The 20,378-nt window shown below is 69.5% G+C and carries 2 protein-coding genes and 2 pseudogenes; all 4 read left to right on the top strand.

Features of this window, described 5'->3' with window-relative positions:
• Positions 1-23: 23 nt before the first annotated feature.
• Positions 24-12,047: an SDR family NAD(P)-dependent oxidoreductase gene (locus NRF20_RS39285; protein WP_413754110.1), complete on the top strand. Its 12,024-nt coding sequence runs from the start codon at positions 24-26 to the stop codon at positions 12,045-12,047.
• 167 nt (positions 12,048-12,214) lie between these two features.
• Positions 12,215-15,190: pseudogene (locus NRF20_RS39290) on the top strand (SDR family NAD(P)-dependent oxidoreductase); the annotation flags it as partial.
• Positions 15,191-15,430: 240 nt separating this feature from the next.
• Positions 15,431-16,168 (top strand): acyl carrier protein, encoded by a 738-nt coding sequence (locus NRF20_RS39295; protein ID WP_413754657.1) that lies wholly within the window; start codon positions 15,431-15,433, stop codon positions 16,166-16,168.
• Positions 16,169-16,238: 70 nt separating this feature from the next.
• Positions 16,239-20,306, top strand: a pseudogene (locus NRF20_RS39300) (type I polyketide synthase); the annotation flags it as partial.
• Between the last annotated feature and the right edge of the window lie 72 nt (positions 20,307-20,378).

Below are 20,378 nucleotides of genomic sequence, written 5' to 3' on the forward strand. Positions count from 1 at the left end.
ACGGCGAGGCCCTGATGGCGAACGTGAACGAAGCTAAGCTCCTCGACTACCTCAAGCGGACGACCGCGGACCTGCACGCCACGAAGCAGCAGTTGCGGGAGATGGAGAACGCCGGACAGGAGCCCATCGCCATCGTCGCGATGAGCTGCCGCCTGCCCGGCGGCGTGCGTTCGCCCGAGGAGCTGTGGCAGCTGATCGCCGCAGGGGTCGACGCGATCGGGGACTTCCCCGAGGACCGCGGCTGGGACACCGGGGCCGACGCCGGAACGGGCTCGGGCGCGGATGACGGCGCGGACTACCCGCGCAAGGGCGGCTTCCTTTACGACGCCGCGGAGTTCGACCCGGCCTTCTTCGGTATATCGCCGCGCGAGGCACTGGCGATGGACCCGCAGCAGCGGCTGCTGCTGGAGGTCTCCTGGGAGGCCTTCGAGCGCGGTGGCATCGCGCCGGACTCGGTGCACGGCGGCCGCGTGGGCGTCTTCATGGGCACCAACGGCCAGACCTACTTCGACCTGGAACTGCCGGAAGAGGCCGAGGCCTACATGGCCACCGGCAGCAACGCGGCCGTGCTGTCCGGCCGTATCTCCTACGTACTCGGGCTGGAGGGGCCGGCCGTCACGGTGGACACGGCGTGCTCGTCGTCGCTGGTCTCACTGCACCTCGCGATCCAGGCACTGCGCAAGGGCGAGTGCACCCTCGCGCTCGCAGGCGGCGCGACCGTGATGGCGACCCCCGACCCCTACATCGCGTTCAGCAAGCAGCGCGGTCTCGCGGCCGACGGCCGCTGCAAGGCGTTCTCCGAGGCGGCGGACGGCACCGGCTGGTCCGAGGGCGCGGGCGTACTGCTGGTGGAGCGGCTGTCCGACGCGCGGCGCAACGGACATCCCGTACTGGCTGTCGTACCCGGCTCCGCCGTCAACCAGGACGGCGCCAGCAACGGCCTCACCGCGCCGAACGGCCCGTCGCAGCAGCGCGTCATCTGGGACGCGCTGGCGAGCGCGCAACTGTCTGCGGACCAGGTGGACGTGGTCGAGGCACACGGCACGGGCACGGTCCTGGGCGACCCGATCGAGGCGCAGGCACTGCTGGCGACGTACGGGCGCGACCGCGCGGCGGAGAACCCCCTGTGGCTGGGGTCGGTGAAGTCGAACATGGGTCACACGCAGGCCGCTGCGGGTGTCGCCGGGATCATCAAGATGGTCATGGCGATGCGGGCCGGCGTCCTGCCGAAGACGCTGCACGCGGACGAGCCGTCGACGAAGGTGGACTGGACGGCCGGCCATGTCCGGCTGCTGACCGAGGAAGTGGAGTGGGACGGCACGAGACCTCGCCGGGCGGGTGTCTCGTCGTTCGGGATCAGCGGTACGAACGCGCACGTCATCCTTGAGGAGGCGCCGGCGGCGGAGCCCACTGAGGCGGAGCCCGTGGAGCGCCCGGACTCGGACTCCACAGGCTCCACAGGCTCCACGGGACCGGTGCTGTGGCCGGTCTCCGGGGCGAGCGTGGAGGCGTTGCGTGCGCAGGCGGCGGGGCTGTTGGGCCTGATGGAGCGTGTGGATGCTCCTGATCCGGTGGATGTGGGTGTCGCGCTGGCGACGACGCGCGCGCAGCTGGAGCACCGTGCGGTGGTCGCGGGCGCCGGGCGCGATGAACAGGTCGCAGGGCTGCGGGCACTGGCTGCCGGCGAGCCTGCGCCGGGTGTAGTCAGCGGGGCCGTGGTTGACGGTCGGCTGGCGTTCCTGTTCACGGGGCAGGGTGCGCAGCGGGTCGGTATGGGCCGTGAACTGGCCGCCGTCTTCCCGGTTTTCGCGAACGCGCTGGACGAGGCGTGCGGTCATCTCGACCTTCAGCTCGAACGGCCTTTGAGGGATGTGCTGTTCGCTGAGGTGGGGTCGGCGGAGGCTGCGCTGCTGGATCGTACGGAGTACGCGCAGCCGGCGCTGTTCGCGGTGGAGACGGCGCTGTTCCGGCTGGTGGAGTCGTGGGGTGTGCGGCCCGATGTGCTGGCCGGGCATTCGATCGGTGAGATCGGTGCGGCGCACGTGGCCGGAGTGTTCTCGTTGGCGGACGCGTGTGCGCTGGTCGCGGCGCGTGGCCGGCTGATGCAGGCGCTGCCCGAGGGCGGGGTGATGGCGGCCGTGCAGGCCACCGAGGAGGAGGTCCGCGCGCTGCTCGACGGGGTCGGGGACGCCACGGTCGCGGCGGTCAACGGGCCGCGTGCGGTGGTGGTTTCCGGGGCTACGGCCTCCGTGGAGAGAGTGGTGGAGGTGGTACGGGCGCAGGGCGGCAAGACATCCCGGCTGAAGGTCTCGCACGCCTTCCACTCACCCCTGATGGACCCGATGCTCGACGAGTTCAAGGCGGTGGTGTCGGGTCTCGACTACAGCGAGCCTCGTATCCCCGTGGTCTCGAATGTGACCGGCCGCACGGCCACGGCGGCGGAGATCACCTCTGCCGAGTACTGGGTGTCCCACGTCCGCGAGGCGGTCCGCTTCGCCGACGGCGTGCAGACCCTCGCCGACCAGGGCGTGACGACGTTCCTGGAGATCGGCCCGGACGCCGTCCTCACCGCCATGGCCCCCAGTGCACTCCCCGACGACACCACGGCCGGCTTCGTCTCCCTACTGCGCCGCAACCGCCCCGAACAGACGGAGATTCTCACCGCGCTGGCCCGCCTCTGGACCACCGGCCACACCGTCAACTGGCCCGCCCTGCACACCGGCGGCCCGACCCGGCCCGTCGACCTGCCCACCTACCCCTTCCAGCGCCAGCACTATTGGATCAAGAACGTGGCGACCGTCGGAAACATCGCCTCGATCGGGCTCGACGCCGCCGATCACCCACTGCTGGGTGCGGCGATGATGCTGGCGGACTCCGACGGTGCGCTGTTCACCGGGCGACTCTCCGTGGGTACGCACACCTGGCTGGCCGACCGTGCCGCCGCGGGCTCCGTCGTATTCCCGGAGACCGGGTTTGTGGAGTTGGCGATTCGGGCGGGGGATCAGGTCGGGTGTGGGGTGTTGGAGGAGTTGACGCTGGAGGCGCCGTTGGTGTTGCCGGTGCGTGGTGGTGTGCAGGTGCAGGTGGTGGTGGGTGCGCCTGAGGGGGGCTCTGGTGGGCGTGCGGTACGGGTGTTCTCGCGCGGTGAGGATGTGGCGGGTGACGCGTCGTGGACGCGGCACGCCACAGGTGTGCTCGGTGCCGGTGTGCGCGCTGTCGCGGACGAGTCCGCTTTCGGTGTATGGCCTCCGGCTGGGGCGGCGCCGGTTTCGGTTCGGGACGTGTACGAGCGGTACGCGGATGCGGGGCTGACGTACGGGCCGGTATTCCAGGGCCTGAAGGCCGCCTGGCGCCATGACGAGGAACTGTACGCCGAGGTCGTCCTGCCTGAGCAGGCGGCAAAGGATGCCGAGCGATTTGGCCTGCACCCTGCGGCCCTGGACGCCGCAGTGCAGAGCCTGGCACTCCTGGGCTCCGCGCCGGTCGCCGAGGCGGCAGTGAACCTGCGACTGAACGCGGAGTGGCGCGGCGTGACGCTGCACGCCACCGGTGCGTCCGCGTTGCGGGTACGGCTCTCGCCGTTGGGCGCGGACAGCTTCGCGGTGGACATCGCCGACACGGCCGGCGAAGCGGTCGCCTCCATCGAGTCGCTGACCGTCCGGCCCACCCAGGCATCGGAGTTGGCCAGTGGTGGCGGGGCCGAGTTCCACGACTCCCTGTATCGGGTGGATTGGGTGCCGGCTGGGTCGGGTTCGGTGGCTGTGGGTGCTGGGTCTGTGGTGGTGGATTTTGCCGATGTGGTGGGTGTTGCTGCCGATGTGCCGGTTCCGGGTGTCGTGGTGTTGCGGGCGTTCGGTGATGTTGATGGGGGTGCGGATGGTGTGAGTGGTGTGTTGGAGGGTGTGTTGGGTGCTCTTCAGGTGTGGTTGGGGGAGGAGCGTTTTGGTGGGTCGACGTTGGTGGTGGTGACGCGGGGCGCGGTGTCGGCCGGCGGTAGTGAGGTGCGTGATCTGGCTGGTGCTGCGGTGGGTGGTTTGGTGCGGTCGGCGCAGGCGGAGCATCCGGGGCGGTTTGTGCTGGTGGATGTGGACGATGTGGAGTTTTCGCTGGATACGGTGACGGGTGTGGGTGAGCCGCAGGTGGCTTTGCGGGGCGGGGTGTTGTTTGTTCCGCGTTTGGTGCGCGCGGGTGTGACTGCGGTTTTGGATAGGGGTGTTGATGGTGTTGCTGGTGGTTGGTCGTCGGGTGGGACGGTGTTGGTGACGGGTGGTATGGGTGGTTTGGGTGTGGTGTTGGCGCGGCATTTGGTGTCGGTGTGTGGGGTGCGGCGGTTGGTGTTGACGAGTCGTCGTGGTGGTGGTGCTGAGGGTGCGGGTGAGTTGGTGTCGTCGTTGTTGGGGTTGGGTGCGGTGTCGGTGGAGTTGGTGGCGTGTGATGTGGCGGATCGTGGTGCGTTGGAGGGGGTGTTGGCGGGGATTTCTGAGGAGTTTCCGTTGTGTGGGGTGGTGCATGCGGCGGGTGTGCTGGATGACGGTTTGGTGGGTTCGCTGACTGCGGAGCGGTTGGGTGCGGTGTTGCGGCCGAAGGTGTTGGGTGGGTGGAATTTGCATGAGTTGACGCGGGGTTTGGCGTTGGATGCGTTTGTGGTGTTTTCGTCTGCTGCTGGTGTGTTGGGGGTGCCGGGGCAGGGGAATTATGCGGCGGCGAATGCGTTTTTGGATGGTTTGGTGGAGTTTCGGGTGGCGGAGGGGTTGCCGGGTGCTTCGTTGGCGTGGGGTCTCTGGGGTGACACGGGTGTGGGGGGTATGGGTGGTGGGTTGTCGGAGGGTGATCGTTCGCGGATGGCGCGGGGTGGTGTGTTGCCGTTGTCGGTGGTGGACGGCTTGCGGTTGTTTGATGCGGGTGCGCGGGCGGATGCGGCGTTGGTACCGGTACGTCTTGATGTGGAGGCGCTGCGAGCGCAGGGCACCGCACTCCCGTCCCTCTACCACCACCTCACCGGACGCCCGGCACGCCGACAGGCCACCTCGCGGACCGCGATCGCTGCTGCCGGCTCGCTCGGTGAACGCCTCGCCGTACTCGCCGAGTCCGAACGCCACGAAGCGGTCCTCGACCTGGTGCGGGAACAAGTCGCCGCAGTACTGGGTCATGCGACGCCCGCGGCCATCGCGCCGGACCGCGCCTTCAGCGACCTGGGCTTCGACTCGCTGACTTCGGTGGAACTGCGCAACAGCCTCAACAACACAACCGGCCTGCACCTGCCGGCCACTCTCGTCTTCGACTACCCGACCGCCGGCGACCTCGCGGACCACTTGCTGTCCGAGGTCTCCGGAGACGTGGCCGCCACCACCGTCCTGCCGACGACCGGCGTGCGCGCCGACGACCCGATCGTCATCGTGGGCATGTCCTGCCGCTTCCCCGGCGGCATCGAATCGCCCGAAGACCTGTGGAAACTGGTCTCCGAAGGCGACGACGCCATCACCGACTTTCCCGAGAACCGGGGCTGGAACGTCGACCGCCTCTACGACCCCACCGAGTCCCGCCCGGACACCACGTACGTACGCAGGGGCGGGTTCCTGCACGACGCGGCCGACTTCGACGCGGACTTCTTCGGCATCAGCCCGAACGAGGCCCTCATCACCGACCCGCAGCAGCGACTGCTGCTGCAGACGTCCTGGGAGGCGTTCGAGCGGGCGGGCATCGACCCCGCGACGCTCAAGGGCAGCGCCACCGGTGTCTTCGCCGGTCTCGTCTACCACGACTACACCGGCAGCAACAGCTCCGGCAGCATCGTCTCCGGGCGCATCGCCTACACGTACGGCCTGGAAGGGCCGGCCGTGACCGTGGACACGGCGTGCTCGTCATCGCTGGTGGCGCTGCACCTCGCGATCCAGGCCCTGCGCAACGGCGAGTGCGATCTCGCCCTGGCAGGCGGTGTGACGATCATGGCCTCGCCCGCCGCCTTCGTGGAGTTCAGCCGCCAGCGCGGTCTGTCCCGCGACGGTCTCTGCAAGGCGTTCGCCGCCGGAGCGGACGGTACCGGCTGGGGCGAGGGCGTGGGCCTCCTGGTGGTCGAGCGGCTGTCGGACGCCACGCGCAACGGCCACCGGGTGCTCGCGCACGTACGAGGCTCCGCCGTCAACCAGGACGGCGCCAGCAACGGCCTCACCGCGCCGAACGGCCCCGCCCAGCAGCGCGTCATCCGCCAGGCACTGGCCAACGCCCAGCTCACCGCCGCAGACGTCGACGCGGTCGAGGCGCACGGCACCGGCACGGTCCTGGGTGACCCGATCGAGGCCCAGGCCCTGATGGCGACGTACGGACAGGAGCGCGCCGCCGACCGGCCGCTGTGGCTGGGCTCGGTCAAGTCCAACATCGGCCACACCCAGGGCGCCGCCGGCGTCGCCGGAATCATCAAGATGGTCATGGCGATGCGCAACGGCGTACTGCCCAGGACCCTGCACGTGGACGAGCCGTCCACCCACGTCGACTGGACGGCGGGCGCGATGCGGCTGCTGACCGAGGAAGTCGCGTGGGACGTCGACCGGCCGCGCCGCGCGGGTATCTCGTCCTTCGGCATCAGCGGTACGAACGCCCACGTGATCATCGAGCAGGCTGCGCACGACCGTGACGACGAGCCGGCAGTCGACTCCTCGGAGGCCGGGCCGTCGAGCGACGCCGTGGTGCCGTGGGTCATCTCCGCCCGCGGCGAGGAAGGGCTGCGCGCCCAGGCGGCGCGACTCGCGTCGTACGTGGAGGAGCACGGCGAACTCCGTCCGGCGGATGTGGGCTGGTCCCTGACGACGATGCGCGGCGCGCTGGAGCAGCGCGCGACCGTTCTCGGCGCGGACACGGCCGAGCTGGTGGCCGGCCTGCGGTCCCTCGCCGAGGAAACGGCCGCGCCGGACGCGGTGCGTACCAGCGGCAAGACCGCGTTCCTGTTCACCGGGCAGGGTGCGCAGCGGACCGGCATGGGCCGTGAGCTCTACGACACGTATCCCGTCTTCCGGCAGGCTTGGGACGAGATCTGCGAGCAGTTCGACGGTCTGCTGGAACGGCCCGTGAAGGACGTGCTGTTCGCGGACGAGGGCGCGGCTGACGCGGCATTGCTGGACCGTACCGAGTACGCCCAGCCCGCCCTGTTCACGGTCGAAGTGAGCCTGTACCGCCTGGTCAACTCCTGGGGTGTACGCCCCGACTTCGTGATGGGGCACTCCATCGGCGAGATCGCCGCCGCGCACATCGCCGGGGTGCTGACCCTGGCGGACGCCTGCACGCTGGTCACCGCGCGCGGCCGGCTGATGCAGGCGCTCCCGGCCGGCGGCGCGATGGTCGCGGTCGAGGCGACGGAGGAGGAGACGCTGCCGCTGCTCGCTGAGTCGGCGGGAGCCGGCCTGGCCGCAGTCAACGGCCCGCGGTCCGTGGTCCTTTCCGGCCCCGAAGCGGCGGTGGAGGAGGTCGCGGAGTGGCTGCGGGCACAGGGCCGAAAGACGTCCCGGCTGAAGGTGTCGCACGCCTTCCACTCCCCGCTGATGGAGCCGATGCTGGCCGACTTCCGGCAGGTCCTGGAGGGCCTGTCGTTCGCTGAGCCGAAGCTGGCAGTGGTGTCCAACGTGACGGGCGACGTGGCCGCCGAGCAGGAGCTGTGCTCGGTGGACTACTGGCTGCGGCATGTGAGCGAAGCGGTGCGCTTCAGCGACGGCGTGCGCAGCGCCGCGGACCGTGGAGTGACACGGTTCGTGGAGGTGGGCCCCGACGGTGTGCTGACGGGCCTCGCACAGACGTGCCTCGCGGAGAGCGCGGAGACCGAGGAGTCGGAGCGGGCGGGGCAGACGGAGCAGACGGTGTGCGTGCCGCTGCTGCGCAAGGGACGTCCGGAGGCGCGGTCCCTCCTGGCCGGACTGGGGCGCCTGTACGCCGCGGGTGGCGAAGTCGCCTGGCCCGCCGTCTTCGAGGGCAGCGGAGCCCGCGAGGTCGATCTGCCCACATACGCCTTCCAGCGTCGCCGTTTCTGGTCGCAGACGTCGACCGATCACGGTGACCCGGCGGCCATCGGCCTCGGTGCCACCGACCACCCGCTGCTGGGCGCGGCCGTCGTGCTCGCCGACTCGGAGGGGGTCCTCTTCACCGGTCGACTCTCTGCGCAGACCCAGCCCTGGCTGGCCGACCATGTCGTGGGTGGCTCGATCTTCTTCCCCGGCACCGGGTTTGTGGAGTTGGCGATTCGGGCGGGGGATCAGGTCGGGTGTGGGGTGTTGGAGGAGTTGACGCTGGAGGCGCCGTTGGTGTTGCCGGTGCGTGGTGGTGTGCAGGTGCAGGTGGTGGTGGGTGCGCCTGAGGGCGGCTCTGGTGGGCGTGCGGTACGGGTGTTCTCCCGTGGTGAGGGTGCGGTGGACGACACGTCCTGGACCCGGCATGCGACGGGTGTGTTGGGCGCTGGGGTGCGGGGCGGTGTGGGCGGGGCTGATCTGAGCGTGTGGCCTCCGGTGGGTGCGGTGCCGGTTTCGGTTGAGGGTGTGTACGAGCGTTATGCGGAAGGGGGGTTGGTGTACGGCCCGGTGTTCCAGGGTCTGAGGGCTGCGTGGCGGCTGGGCGAGGATGTGTTTGCTGAGGTGGTGTTGCCGGAGGGTGTGGGGGTTGAGGGGTTTGGTGTGCATCCGGCGGTGCTGGATGCTGCGTTGCATGCGGTGGGTCTGACAGGTGCGGGGGAGCGGGCTGGTCTGCCGTTCGCGTGGTCGGGTGTGGAGTTGTTCGCGACGGGTGCGTCGGCGCTGCGGGTGCGGGTACGTCCGCTGAGCTCTGGTGCGGTGTCGCTTGAGGTGGCGGATGCCGCGGGTCGTGCGGTGGTCTCGGTGGAGCGGCTGGATGTCCGGCCGATTTCCGAGAAGCAACTGGCCCAGGCGCGCGCCGAGTTCCACGACTCCCTGTATCGGGTGGATTGGGTGCCGGCTGGGTCGGGTTCGGTGGCTGTGGGTGCTGGGTCTGTGGTGGTGGATTTTGCCGATGTGGTGGGTGTTGCTGCCGATGTGCCGGTTCCGGGTGTCGTGGTGTTGCGGGCGTTCGGTGATGTTGATGGGGGTGCGGATGGTGTGAGTGGTGTGTTGGAGGGTGTGTTGGGTGCTCTTCAGGTGTGGTTGGGGGAGGAGCGTTTTGGTGGGTCGACGTTGGTGGTGGTGACGCGGGGCGCGGTGTCGGCCGGCGGTAGTGAGGTGCGTGATCTGGCTGGTGCTGCGGTGGGTGGTTTGGTGCGGTCGGCGCAGGCGGAGCATCCGGGGCGGTTTGTGCTGGTGGATGTGGACGATGTGGAGTTTTCGCTGGATACGGTGACGGGTGTGGGTGAGCCGCAGGTGGCTTTGCGGGGCGGGGTGTTGTTTGTTCCGCGTTTGGTGCGCGCGGGTGTGACTGCGGTTTTGGATAGGGGTGTTGATGGTGTTGCTGGTGGTTGGTCGTCGGGTGGGACGGTGTTGGTGACGGGTGGTATGGGTGGTTTGGGTGTGGTGTTGGCGCGGCATTTGGTGTCGGTGTGTGGGGTGCGGCGGTTGGTGTTGACGAGTCGTCGTGGTGGTGGTGCTGAGGGTGCGGGTGAGTTGGTGTCGTCGTTGTTGGGGTTGGGTGCGGTGTCGGTGGAGTTGGTGGCGTGTGATGTGGCGGATCGTGGTGCGTTGGAGGGGGTGTTGGCGGGGATTTCTGAGGAGTTTCCGTTGTGTGGGGTGGTGCATGCGGCGGGTGTGCTGGATGACGGTTTGGTGGGTTCGCTGACTGCGGAGCGGTTGGGTGCGGTGTTGCGGCCGAAGGTGTTGGGTGGGTGGAATTTGCATGAGTTGACGCGGGGTTTGGCGTTGGATGCGTTTGTGGTGTTTTCGTCTGCTGCTGGTGTGTTGGGGGTGCCGGGGCAGGGGAATTATGCGGCGGCGAATGCGTTTTTGGATGGTTTGGTGGAGTTTCGGGTGGCGGAGGGGTTGCCGGGTGCTTCGTTGGCGTGGGGTCTCTGGGGTGACACGGGTGTGGGGGGTATGGGTGGTGGGTTGTCGGAGGGTGATCGTTCGCGGATGGCGCGGGGTGGTGTGTTGCCGTTGTCGGTGGTGGACGGCTTGCGGTTGTTTGATGCGGGTGCGCGGGCGGATGCGGCGTTGGTACCGGTACGTCTTGATGTGGAGGCGCTGCGAGCGCAGGGCACCGCACTCCCGTCCCTCTACCACCACCTGGTCCCCACGGTGCGACGTAGCGCTGCCGTCAGCGACGGCACCACCGCTGACACGCTGCACCATCAGCTGTCCGCACTCACCCCGGCCGAGCGGGAACGCGCGCTGCTCAATGTGGTGCGAGTGCAGGTCGCCGACGTTTTGGGTCATGCGACGCCCGCGGCCATCGCGCCGGACCGCGCCTTCAGTGACCTGGGCTTCGACTCGCTGACCTCGGTGGAACTGCGCAACGGGCTGAACGCGGCGACCGGCCTGCGCCTGCCGGCCACTCTCGTCTTCGACTACCCGACTGCCGGCGACCTCGCGGACCATCTCCACGACGAACTCCTCGGCACGCTCGACACCCCCGCTGTTGCGCCGGTGAGCCACGAGGGGCTCGTAACCGACGACCCGATCGTCATCGTAGGCATGTCCTGCCGTTATCCCGGCGGCATCGAGTCGCCCGAAGACCTGTGGAAACTGGTCTCCGAGGGCAATGACACCGTCTCCGAGTTCCCGGAGGACCGCGGCTGGGAGACCAGCGCGATCTACGACCCGAACGGCGATCGGCCGGACACCACGTACGTGAACAAGGGCGGCTTCCTGCACGACGCGGCCGACTTCGACGCCGCCTTCTTCCGGATCAGCCCGAACGAAGCACTGAGCACGGACCCGCAGCAGCGACTGCTGCTGGAGGCCTCCTGGGAGGCGTTCGAGCGGGCAGGCATCGACCCCGCGACCGTGAAGGGCAGCTCGACCGGCGTCTTCGCAGGCCTGATGTACCACGACTACCCGACCAGTCACAGCGCGGGCAGCATCGTCTCCGGCCGTATCGCTTACACCTTCGGCCTGGAAGGGCCGGCCGTGACTGTGGACACGGCGTGCTCGTCGTCCCTGGTGGCCCTGCACCTGGCGGGCCAGGCTCTACGCATCGGCGAATGCTCCCTCGCCCTGGTCGGCGGCGTGACGGTGATGTCCACACCCGCCACTTTCATCGAATTCAGCAGGCAGCGCGGCCTGGCGGGCGACGGCCGTTGCAAGTCCTTCGCCGAGGCGGCGGACGGCACCGGCTGGTCCGAGGGCGTCGGCGTGCTGGTGGTGGAGCGGCTTTCGGACGCGCGACGCAACGGCCACCAGGTGCTTGCGGTGGTACGCGGCAGCGCAGTGAACCAGGACGGCGCGAGCAACGGCTTGACGGCGCCGAACGGCCCGTCCCAACAGCGGGTGATCCGGGCGGCCTTGGCGAATGCCGGGCTGTCGGCGGACCAGATCGACGCGGTGGAGGCACACGGTACGGGCACGGTCCTGGGCGACCCGATCGAGGCCCAGGCGCTGCTGGCGACGTACGGACGTGACCGCGCCGCCGAGCACCCGCTGTGGCTCGGCTCCATCAAGTCGAACCTGGGACACACCCAAGCCGCCGCGGGCGTGGCCGGGATCATCAAGATGGTCATGGCGATGCGCAACGGTGTACTGCCCAAGACCCTGCACGTGGACGAGCCGTCGTCGAAGGTGGACTGGACGGCCGGCCGTGTGGAACTGCTGACGGAGTCCCGGCCCTGGGAGGCCGGGGAAGTGAGGCGCGCGGCCGTCTCGTCCTTCGGGATCAGCGGCACGAACGCGCACGTGATCATTGAGCAGGCCCCCGAGCCCGTCGGCTCCGGGTCCGCCTCTGGGCTGCGGCCGGCGACCGAGCCGGCCGTCCCGGGACCTTGGCATGGCCGGTGTCCGCCGCGAACGCGGCGGCGTTGCGCGCGCAGGCGGCGGGGCTGCTGGGCCTGGTGGGGCGCGAGGACGCTCCCGAGCCGGTGGATGTGGGCGTCGCACTGGCGACGACGCGGGCGCAGCTGGACCACCGTGCGGTGATTGCGGGTACCGGACGTGATGAACTGATCGCAGGACTACGGGCATTGGCTGCTGGCGAGGGTGCGCCGGGTGTGGTCGAAGGGGCGGTGACCGAGGGTCTGCTGGCGTTCCTGTTCACGGGCCAGGGCGCGCAGCGGACCGGGATGGGCCGTGAACTCGCCGCGGTTTTCCCGGTGTTCGCGACGGCGTTGGACGAGGTGTGCTTGCACTTGGATCCCCTGTTGGAACACCCGGTGAGGGATGTCCTGTTCGCTCAGGAGGGCTCGGACCTGGCGGTGCTGCTGGACCGTACGGAGTATGCACAGCCCGCCCTGTTCGCTGTCGAGACGGCCTTGTTCCGCCTGGTGGAGTCGCTGGGCGTACGCCCTGATCTGCTGGCCGGGCACTCCATCGGCGAGATCGGCGCCGTGCACGCGGCCGGGGTGTTCTCCCTGGCGGACGCCTGCAGGCTGGTCGCCGCACGCGGCCGGCTCATGCAGGCCCTGCCTGACGGCGGCATCATGGCCGCCGTCCAGGCCACCGAGGACGAGGTCCTCACCCTCCTGGACCGTGCCGAGGACGCTGCGATCGCGGCGGTCAACGGCCCCCGTGCGGTGGTCATTTCCGGCAGCAAGGACACCGTCGACTCGGTGGTGGAAGACCTGCGGGCACAGGGCCGAAAGACGTCCCGGCTGAAGGTGTCGCACGCCTTCCACTCCCCGCTGATGGACCCGATGCTGGAGGAGTTCAAGGCAGTGGTGACGGGACTCACCTACAGCGAGCCCCGTATCCCCGTCGTCTCGAACGTCACCGGCCGTACCGCCGCACCCGGTGAACTCACTTCCCCCGACTACTGGGTGTCCCACGTCCGCGATGCCGTCCGCTTCGCCGACGGCATCCAGGCTCTGGCGGCCGAGGGCGTCACCACCTTCCTGGAGATCGGCCCGGACGCGGTCCTGACCGCCATGGCCGCCGACGCCCTGCCCGACGACACCACAGTTGCATTCATCCCCCTCCTACGCCGCAACCGCCCCGAACAGGCCGAAACCCTCACCGCACTGGCCCACCTCTGGACCAGTGGCCACACCGTCCAGTGGGCGGGCCTGCACGCCACAGGAACAGCTCAGCAGGTCGACCTTCCCACCTATCCCTTCCAGCGCCGGCGCTACTGGATCGACGGCTACTCCCCGTTCGGCGCGGCGTCCGGCGCCGGCGATCACCCGCTGCTGGGAGCAGCCGCCGTGCTCGCCGAGTCGGACGGTCTGTTCTTCAGCGGCCGGCTCTCCACCCGGACCCAGCCATGGCTGGCCGACCACGCCATCGGTGACACCGTGCTCTTCCCCGGCACAGGCTTTGTCGAGATGGCGATCGGGGCCGGTGACCAGGTGGGCTGCGCGCTGCTGTCGGAGATGACCCTGGAGACTCCGCTGGTGCTCCCGGAGCACGGAGTGATCCACACCCAGCTTGTGGTCAACGCGCCTGACGACTCGGGGAGCCGCACCTTCAGCATCCACTCGCGTGGCGAGGAGGACGTGGTGGGTGCCGCATCGTGGACCCGGCATGCGACGGGTGTGTTGGGCGCTGGGGTGCGGGGCGGTGTGGGCGGGGCTGATCTGAGCGTGTGGCCTCCGGTGGGTGCGGTGCCGGTTTCGGTTGAGGGTGTGTACGAGCGTTATGCGGAAGGGGGGTTGGTGTACGGCCCGGTGTTCCAGGGTCTGAGGGCTGCGTGGCGGCTGGGCGAGGATGTGTTTGCTGAGGTGGTGTTGCCGGAGGGTGTGGGGGTTGAGGGGTTTGGTGTGCATCCGGCGGTGCTGGATGCGGCGTTGCATGCGGTGGGTCTGACGGGTGCGGGGGAGCGGGCTGGTCTGCCGTTCGCGTGGTCGGGCGTGGAGTTGTTCGCGACGGGTGCGTCGGCGCTGCGGGTGCGGGTACGTCCGCTGAGCTCTGGTGCGGTGTCGCTTGAGGTGGCGGATGCCGCGGGTCGTGCGGTGGTCTCGGTGGAGCGGCTGGATGTCCGGCCGATTTCCGAGAAGCAACTGGCCCAGGCGCGCGCCGAGTTCCACGACTCCCTGTACCGGGTCGACTGGGCTCCGTTGCCCTCGGCTCCCGCTTTGGCCGACAACGGTAAGTGGGTAGTGGTCGGTTCGAATGCCGCCGAGTGGTCGGAGTCTCTCGCCACCGTGGTGGCGCGCAGCGCGGTGGTGCCGGAGCTGCGCGACGCCGGCGACGCGAGCGTAGTCGTCCTGCCGGTCGTCGGAGACACCCGTACGGCCGAGGCTGGAGTGGATGTCGCGGCCGCGGTGCGCGAGCGTACGCATCGGACGCTCGCCGACCTTCAGACATGGCTGGCGGACGAGCGGTTCGCCGCGTCGACCCTGGTGGTGGTGACACAGGGCGCGGTCCAGACGGCGGCCGGCGACGTGAGTGATCTCGCGGGTGCCGCAGTGGGCGGTCTCGTACGGTCGGCGCAGATGGAGAATCCGGGCCGGATCGTACTGATCGACGTGGACGGCCACGATGCCTCTCTCGCCGCACTGCCTCGGGCAGTGCATACAGATGAGCCGCAACTCGCGCTGCGTGAGGGCGACGTGTACGTACCGCGATTGGCGCGGGTGTCTGCCGCGCCCCCGCCCGCCGATGCCGATGCCGATGTCCCGTCCGAGCGGAAGGTCTGGGATGCCGACGGCACGGTTCTGGTGACTGGTGCCACTGGCGCGCTGGGGGCCTTGGTCGTACGCCACCTGGTGGCCGAACACGGGGCCGTCCATGTACTGCTGGCCAGCCGCCGGGGTCCGGACGCGCCCGGTGCCGCCGAGCTGAGTGCCGAGCTGGCCGAGCTGGGCGCCAGCGTGACACTCGCTGCCTGTGACGTCGCCGACCGCACCCAACTGGCCGCCCTGCTGGCGGCAGTTCCGGCCGGCCACCCGCTGACCGGTGTTGTACACGTCGCCGGCACGCTCGACGACGGAGTCATCGGCTCGCTGACTCCGGAACGCATGGACACCGTGCTCCGGCCCAAGACCGACGCGGCCTGGAACCTGCACGAGCTGACCCGCGACCTCGGCCTGACCGCGTTCGTGCTCTTCTCCTCCATCGCCGGGGCGCTGGGCGTACCGGGGCAGGGCAACTACGCGGCAGCCAATGCCTTCCTGGATGCGCTGGCCCAGCACCGCCGGGCCCATGGCCTGGTGGCCAGCTCGCTGGCCTGGGGCATGTGGGCGGACGACGGCGGCATGGCCGGCACGCTGAGCGGCACCGATGCGCACCGCATGGCACGCGCGGGTGCCGGGGCACTCTCCGCCCAGCAGGGCCTGGCCCTGTTCGATACGGCTGTGCTCGACCAGGACCAGATCGGCAACCCGGCCGACGCGCTCCTCGTACCGGCTGTGTTGGACGTTCGCGCCATGGCACAGAGCGGTGACGGGGAACTGCCGCCGCTCTTCCGCGGCTTGGTGCGCGCGCCCGCACGGCGGATCGCGCAGTCCCTTTCGCAGTCGCCCGCCGACTCGCAGAGCTTGCGCGCCCGCCTCGCGGACACGCCCGCACACGAGCGGAAGGACCTGCTGACCGAGGTGGTGCGCGCGCAAGCCGTGGCGGTACTCGGCCATGCCGATACCGAAGCCGTGGACTCCGACCGGTCGTTCAGCGACCTGGGGTTCGACTCGCTCACCGCCGTGGAGTTCCGCAACCGCCTCAACGCGGCCACCGGCCTGCGTCTGCCGGCTGCGCTGATCTTCGACTACCCCAGTACTCGGGCGGTCGCGGGTCACCTGTGGGAGGAGCTCGCTCCGCAGTCGGAGGACGACCCGAGCGAAACGGGTACCGGGTCGGCGGAGAACCGTATCCGTACCGCGCTCGCCGCGATCCCGCTGTCCCGGCTGCGGGAGGCCGGCCTGATGGACAGCCTGCTGGAACTCGCCGGAATCGAAGCCGGACTCGCGGTGGAAGGCGCGGTGGAAGACGCGGACGAAGCCGCGGACTCCATCGATGCCATGGACACCGAGGCCTTGATCAGCATGGCTCTCGCAGGCTCCGGTTCCGCCCACGACGACCTGTCCGAAGGCCCGGCCCACGACGCGGCCTACGAATCCGACCACGTGTACGACGAATTCGACGTCAACGACATGACGCGGGAGAAGTGACACCGCAATGACTGAGCCCAGTCGTCCCAGCCGGCCCACTCAGACTCCGCAACCCGATCGGCCCGACGCGAAGCTCGTCGACGCCCTGCGGACATCCGTCAAGGAGACCGAGCGTCTGCGCGAGCAGAACCGCAAGCTGACCGGCATGGCACGGGAGCCGCTCGCCATCGTGGGCATGTCCTGCCGCTACCCGGGCGGTGTCCGGTCGCCGGAGGATCTGTGGCGGCTGGTCTCCGAAGAGACCGATGCCATATCCGGGTTTCCCGAGGACCGGGGCTGGGACCTCGATGCCCTGTACGACCCCGACCCGGAGCACGACGGCACCTCGTACTCCCGTCACGGCGGGTTCCTCTACGACGCCGCCGACTTCGACCCGGCCTTCTTCGGCGTGGCACCGCGTGAGGCGCGTGCCATCGACCCGCAGCAGCGGTTGCTGCTGGAGGCTTCCTGGGAGGCGCTGGAGAACGCGCGGCTGGATCCGGGCACTCTCCGCGGCAGCCGCACGGGTGTGTTCGCCGGTGTGATGTACCACGACTACATCAACAGCTACGGGAGCGGCAGCGTCGTCTCGGGCCGTGTCTCCTACACCCTCGGCCTTGAGGGGCCGGCGGTGACGGTGGACACGGCGTGCTCGTCGTCTCTGGTGGCCCTGCACCTGGCTGGCCAGGCGCTGCGCAACGGCGAATGTTCGCTCGCGCTGGCGGCAGGCGTCACGGTGATGTCGACACCTGGGACCTTCGTCGACTTCAGTCGGCAGCGCGGGCTTGCGGCCGATGGCCGTTGCAAGTCCTTTGCCGAGGCGGCCGACGGCACGGGGTTCTCCGAGGGCGTCGGCGTGCTGGTGGTGGAGCGACTCTCCGACGCGCGGCGCAACGGGCATCGGGTGCTCGCGGTGGTGCGGGGCAGTGCGGTCAACCAGGACGGCGCCAGCAACGGTCTCACCGCGCCGAACGGGCCGGCCCAACAGCGGGTGATCCGGGCGGCGTTGGCCAATGCCAGGCTGTCGGCGGACCAGGTAGATGTGGTGGAGGCGCACGGTACGGGCACGGTTCTGGGTGACCCGATCGAGGCGCAGGCACTGCTGGCCACCTACGGCAAGGGCCGGCCGGCCGAGAGCCCGCTGTGGCTGGGGTCGGTGAAGTCGAACCTGGGGCACACGCAGGCTGCGGCGGGTGTGGCCGGAATCATCAAGATGGTCATGGCGATGCGCAACGGCGTACTGCCCAAGACCCTGCACGTGGACGAGCCGTCATCGAAGGTGGACTGGACGGCCGGCGGCGTGGAACTGCTGACGGAGTCCCGGCCGTGGGCAGCGGGCAGGCCCAAACGTGCGGCGGTGTCGTCGTTCGGGATCAGTGGTACGAATGCGCACGTGATCCTGGAACAGGCACCGCCCGGGGCACCGGTCGAGGCCTCCGTCGAGGCGGAGAGCCCGCAGCGGGACGGCGTCGTAGGGCCGGTGCTCTGGCCGGTGTCCGGCGCCAGCCCGGACGCGCTGCGCGCCCAGGCAGCCGGCCTGCTCAACCTCCTGGAACGCACCGACGCCCCCGCCCCGGCCGACATCGGCTACGCCCTGGCCGTCACCCGCGCACACCTGGAACACCGCGCCGTCATCACCGGCACCGACCCGGCAGAACTCAGCACCGGACTGCGCGCCCTGAGCCAAGACACCCCCGCCACCGAACTCGTCCGCGCAGTCGCCCGCACCAGCGGCAGGACCGCGTTCCTGTTCACCGGACAAGGCGCCCAACGTCCCGGTATGGGACGCGAACTCGCCGCGGCTTTTCCGGTGTTCGCGGCAGCCCTGGACGAGGTGTGCGCACACCTCGACCCGCTGCTGGAACGGCCTTTGAGGGACGTGCTGTTCGCGGCGGAGGGCTCGGCGGAGGCGGTGCTGCTGGACCGTACGGAGTACGCCCAGCCCGCCCTGTTCGCCATCGGGACGGCGCTGTTCCGGCTGGTGGAGTCGCTGGGGGTACGCCCCGATCTGCTGGCCGGGCACTCCATCGGCGAGATCAGCGCGGCGCACGCGGCCGGAGTGTTCTCGCTGGCCGACGCGTCTGCTCTGGTCGCGGCGCGCGGCCGCCTGATGCAGGCGCTGCCCGACGGCGGGGTGATGGCGGCCGTCCAGGCCACCGAGGACGAGATCCTCACCGTCCTCGACGGAGTCGAGGACGCGGCCATCGCCGCCGTCAACGGACCCCGCGCGATCGTGGTCTCCGGCACGGCAGCCTCCGTCGAGAAGGTCGTGGAGGCAGTACGGGCGCAGGGCGGCAAGACCTCGTACCTGAAGGTCTCACACGCCTTCCACTCCCCGCTGATGGACCCGATGCTGGACGAGTTCCGCACGGTGGTGTCGGGCCTCGCCCACAGCGAGCCCCGTATCCCGGTCGTCTCGAACGTCACCGGACGTATCGCCACGGCAGGGGAACTCACCTCACCCGACTACTGGGTGACCCACGTCCGCGAAGCCGTCCGCTTCAACGACGGCATACGCGCCGCAGTGGCACGTGGCGTAACGCGATTCGTGGAGCTGGGACCGGACGCGGTGCTGTCAGGGCTGGTACAGCCGTGCCTGGAGGCAGGCGAGGCCGAGCGGGTGACCGTGGTGCCCATGATGCGCAAGCGGCGTGACGAGGCCCGGGCGGTTCTGGCAGGACTGGGACTGCTGCACGCCGGCGGAGCCGCAGTGGACTGGCAGGCGCTGTACAAGGGCAGTGGCGCACGCACAGTGGACCTGCCCACCTACGCCTTTCAGCATCGCCGCTACTGGATCGACTCGCCCGCGCTCTTTGGTGGGGCTGTCACCGACGGGCTCGATTCTGCGGCCGGCCAGGAGCCCTCCGACGGTCTGGCGGCGGTCCGGCTGCTCGCACGCCTGGCCGAACTCCCTGCACCTGAACAGGAGAAGTTGCTGATTGAAGTAGTGGTGGGACACATGGCTGCGGTCCTGGGCCATGACTCTGCCGGTGAAGTCGATCCGGAGCGCGGCTTCCTGGAGGCCGGAGTCGACTCGCTCTCCGCGATAGAACTGCGGAAGAGTCTGCAACGCGCCACCGGGCTGGAAGTCCCGGCCGCAGCAGTGTTCGATCTCGGCAACCCTGCCCGGCTCGCCTCGTACTTGCGTACCGAACTGGGCTCCGCCCCGCCGGCGCAGGCATCCGCTGCCGCTGCCCCTCGTGTCGCCGTTGCCACCGCCGGCCCGTCGCGCATGCCGGAGACCCTCAGTGAGCTGTTCCGGGCCGCGGTGAAGGAGGGAAAGATGGCAGAAGGCACCGCACTGCTGAACGCAGTGGCCGAGCTGCGTCCTTCCTTCCGGACAGCCTCCCAACTGCACACCGTGAGCCCGCCGGTGACGCTGGCCCGCGGCCCCCGCGGTCCGTCGCTGATCTGTTTTCCGTCGCCGATGGCGCTCGCCGGAGCCCAGCAGTACGCGCGGCTCGCCGCGAACTTCAGGGGTGTGCGCGATGTGCATGTGGTGACGCCGCCCGGATTCGTGGACGGGGAGCAGCTGCCGGACTCGGTGGACGCAGTCGTCGACCACTTCGCCGAGAGCGTACGGCGGCTGGCTGGTGACGAACCGTTCGCACTGGTCGGCTACTCCTCCGGCGGCCAGCTCGCGCATGCCACGGCCAGCCGCCTGGAGAGCGAAGGGGTGATGCCTGCGGCGATCGTGCTGCTGGACACCTATCTCCCCACCGACGAGAGTGATGAGCAGGCTGCCGCGGACGGCTCGGCGAACGCGGACGACTCGTCCGACGGCCTCTGGGCACAGATGCTGGACGGGATGCTGGAGCGCGAGGATGCCTTCGGCATCTTCACCGCGGCCAGGCTGTCGGCCATGGGCCGGTACAGCTCGCTCATCACTCAGTGTGGTCCGCAGCCAGTCGCGGCACCCGTCCTGTTCGTACGACCGACAGAATCATTCATGGGTCGAGCCGCGGAGCCCGGGGCGGCCGTGAGCGCCGATGGCGACGAGAGCTGGCGCTCCTCCTGGCCGGCCCCGCACACACTGCGTGAGATTCCGGGGAACCACTTCACCCTGCTGGAGAATTCGGCCCCCACCGCGGCCGAATCCGTCGAGAAATGGCTTGAATCGCTCCCGGAAACCATCAGAATTGAACCTTCTGGAAACTGAACCTTCCGGAGATCCGACCTTCCCGCATCCGCTCGCGGGAACGGAATATCCCGCAAGTGGCCCCGGTGACGC

The sequence above is a fragment of the Streptomyces sp. R-74717 genome, assembly GCF_047305335.1.
GTDB classification, from domain to species: Bacteria; Actinomycetota; Actinomycetes; order Streptomycetales; family Streptomycetaceae; genus Streptomyces; species Streptomyces atratus.

Excerpts from the sequence above, each read along its gene's own strand:
- NRF20_RS39295 (WP_413754657.1), top strand. The coding sequence starts at position 15,431 with ATGGCACAGAGCGGTGACGGGGAACTGCCGCCGCTCTTCCGCGGCTTG.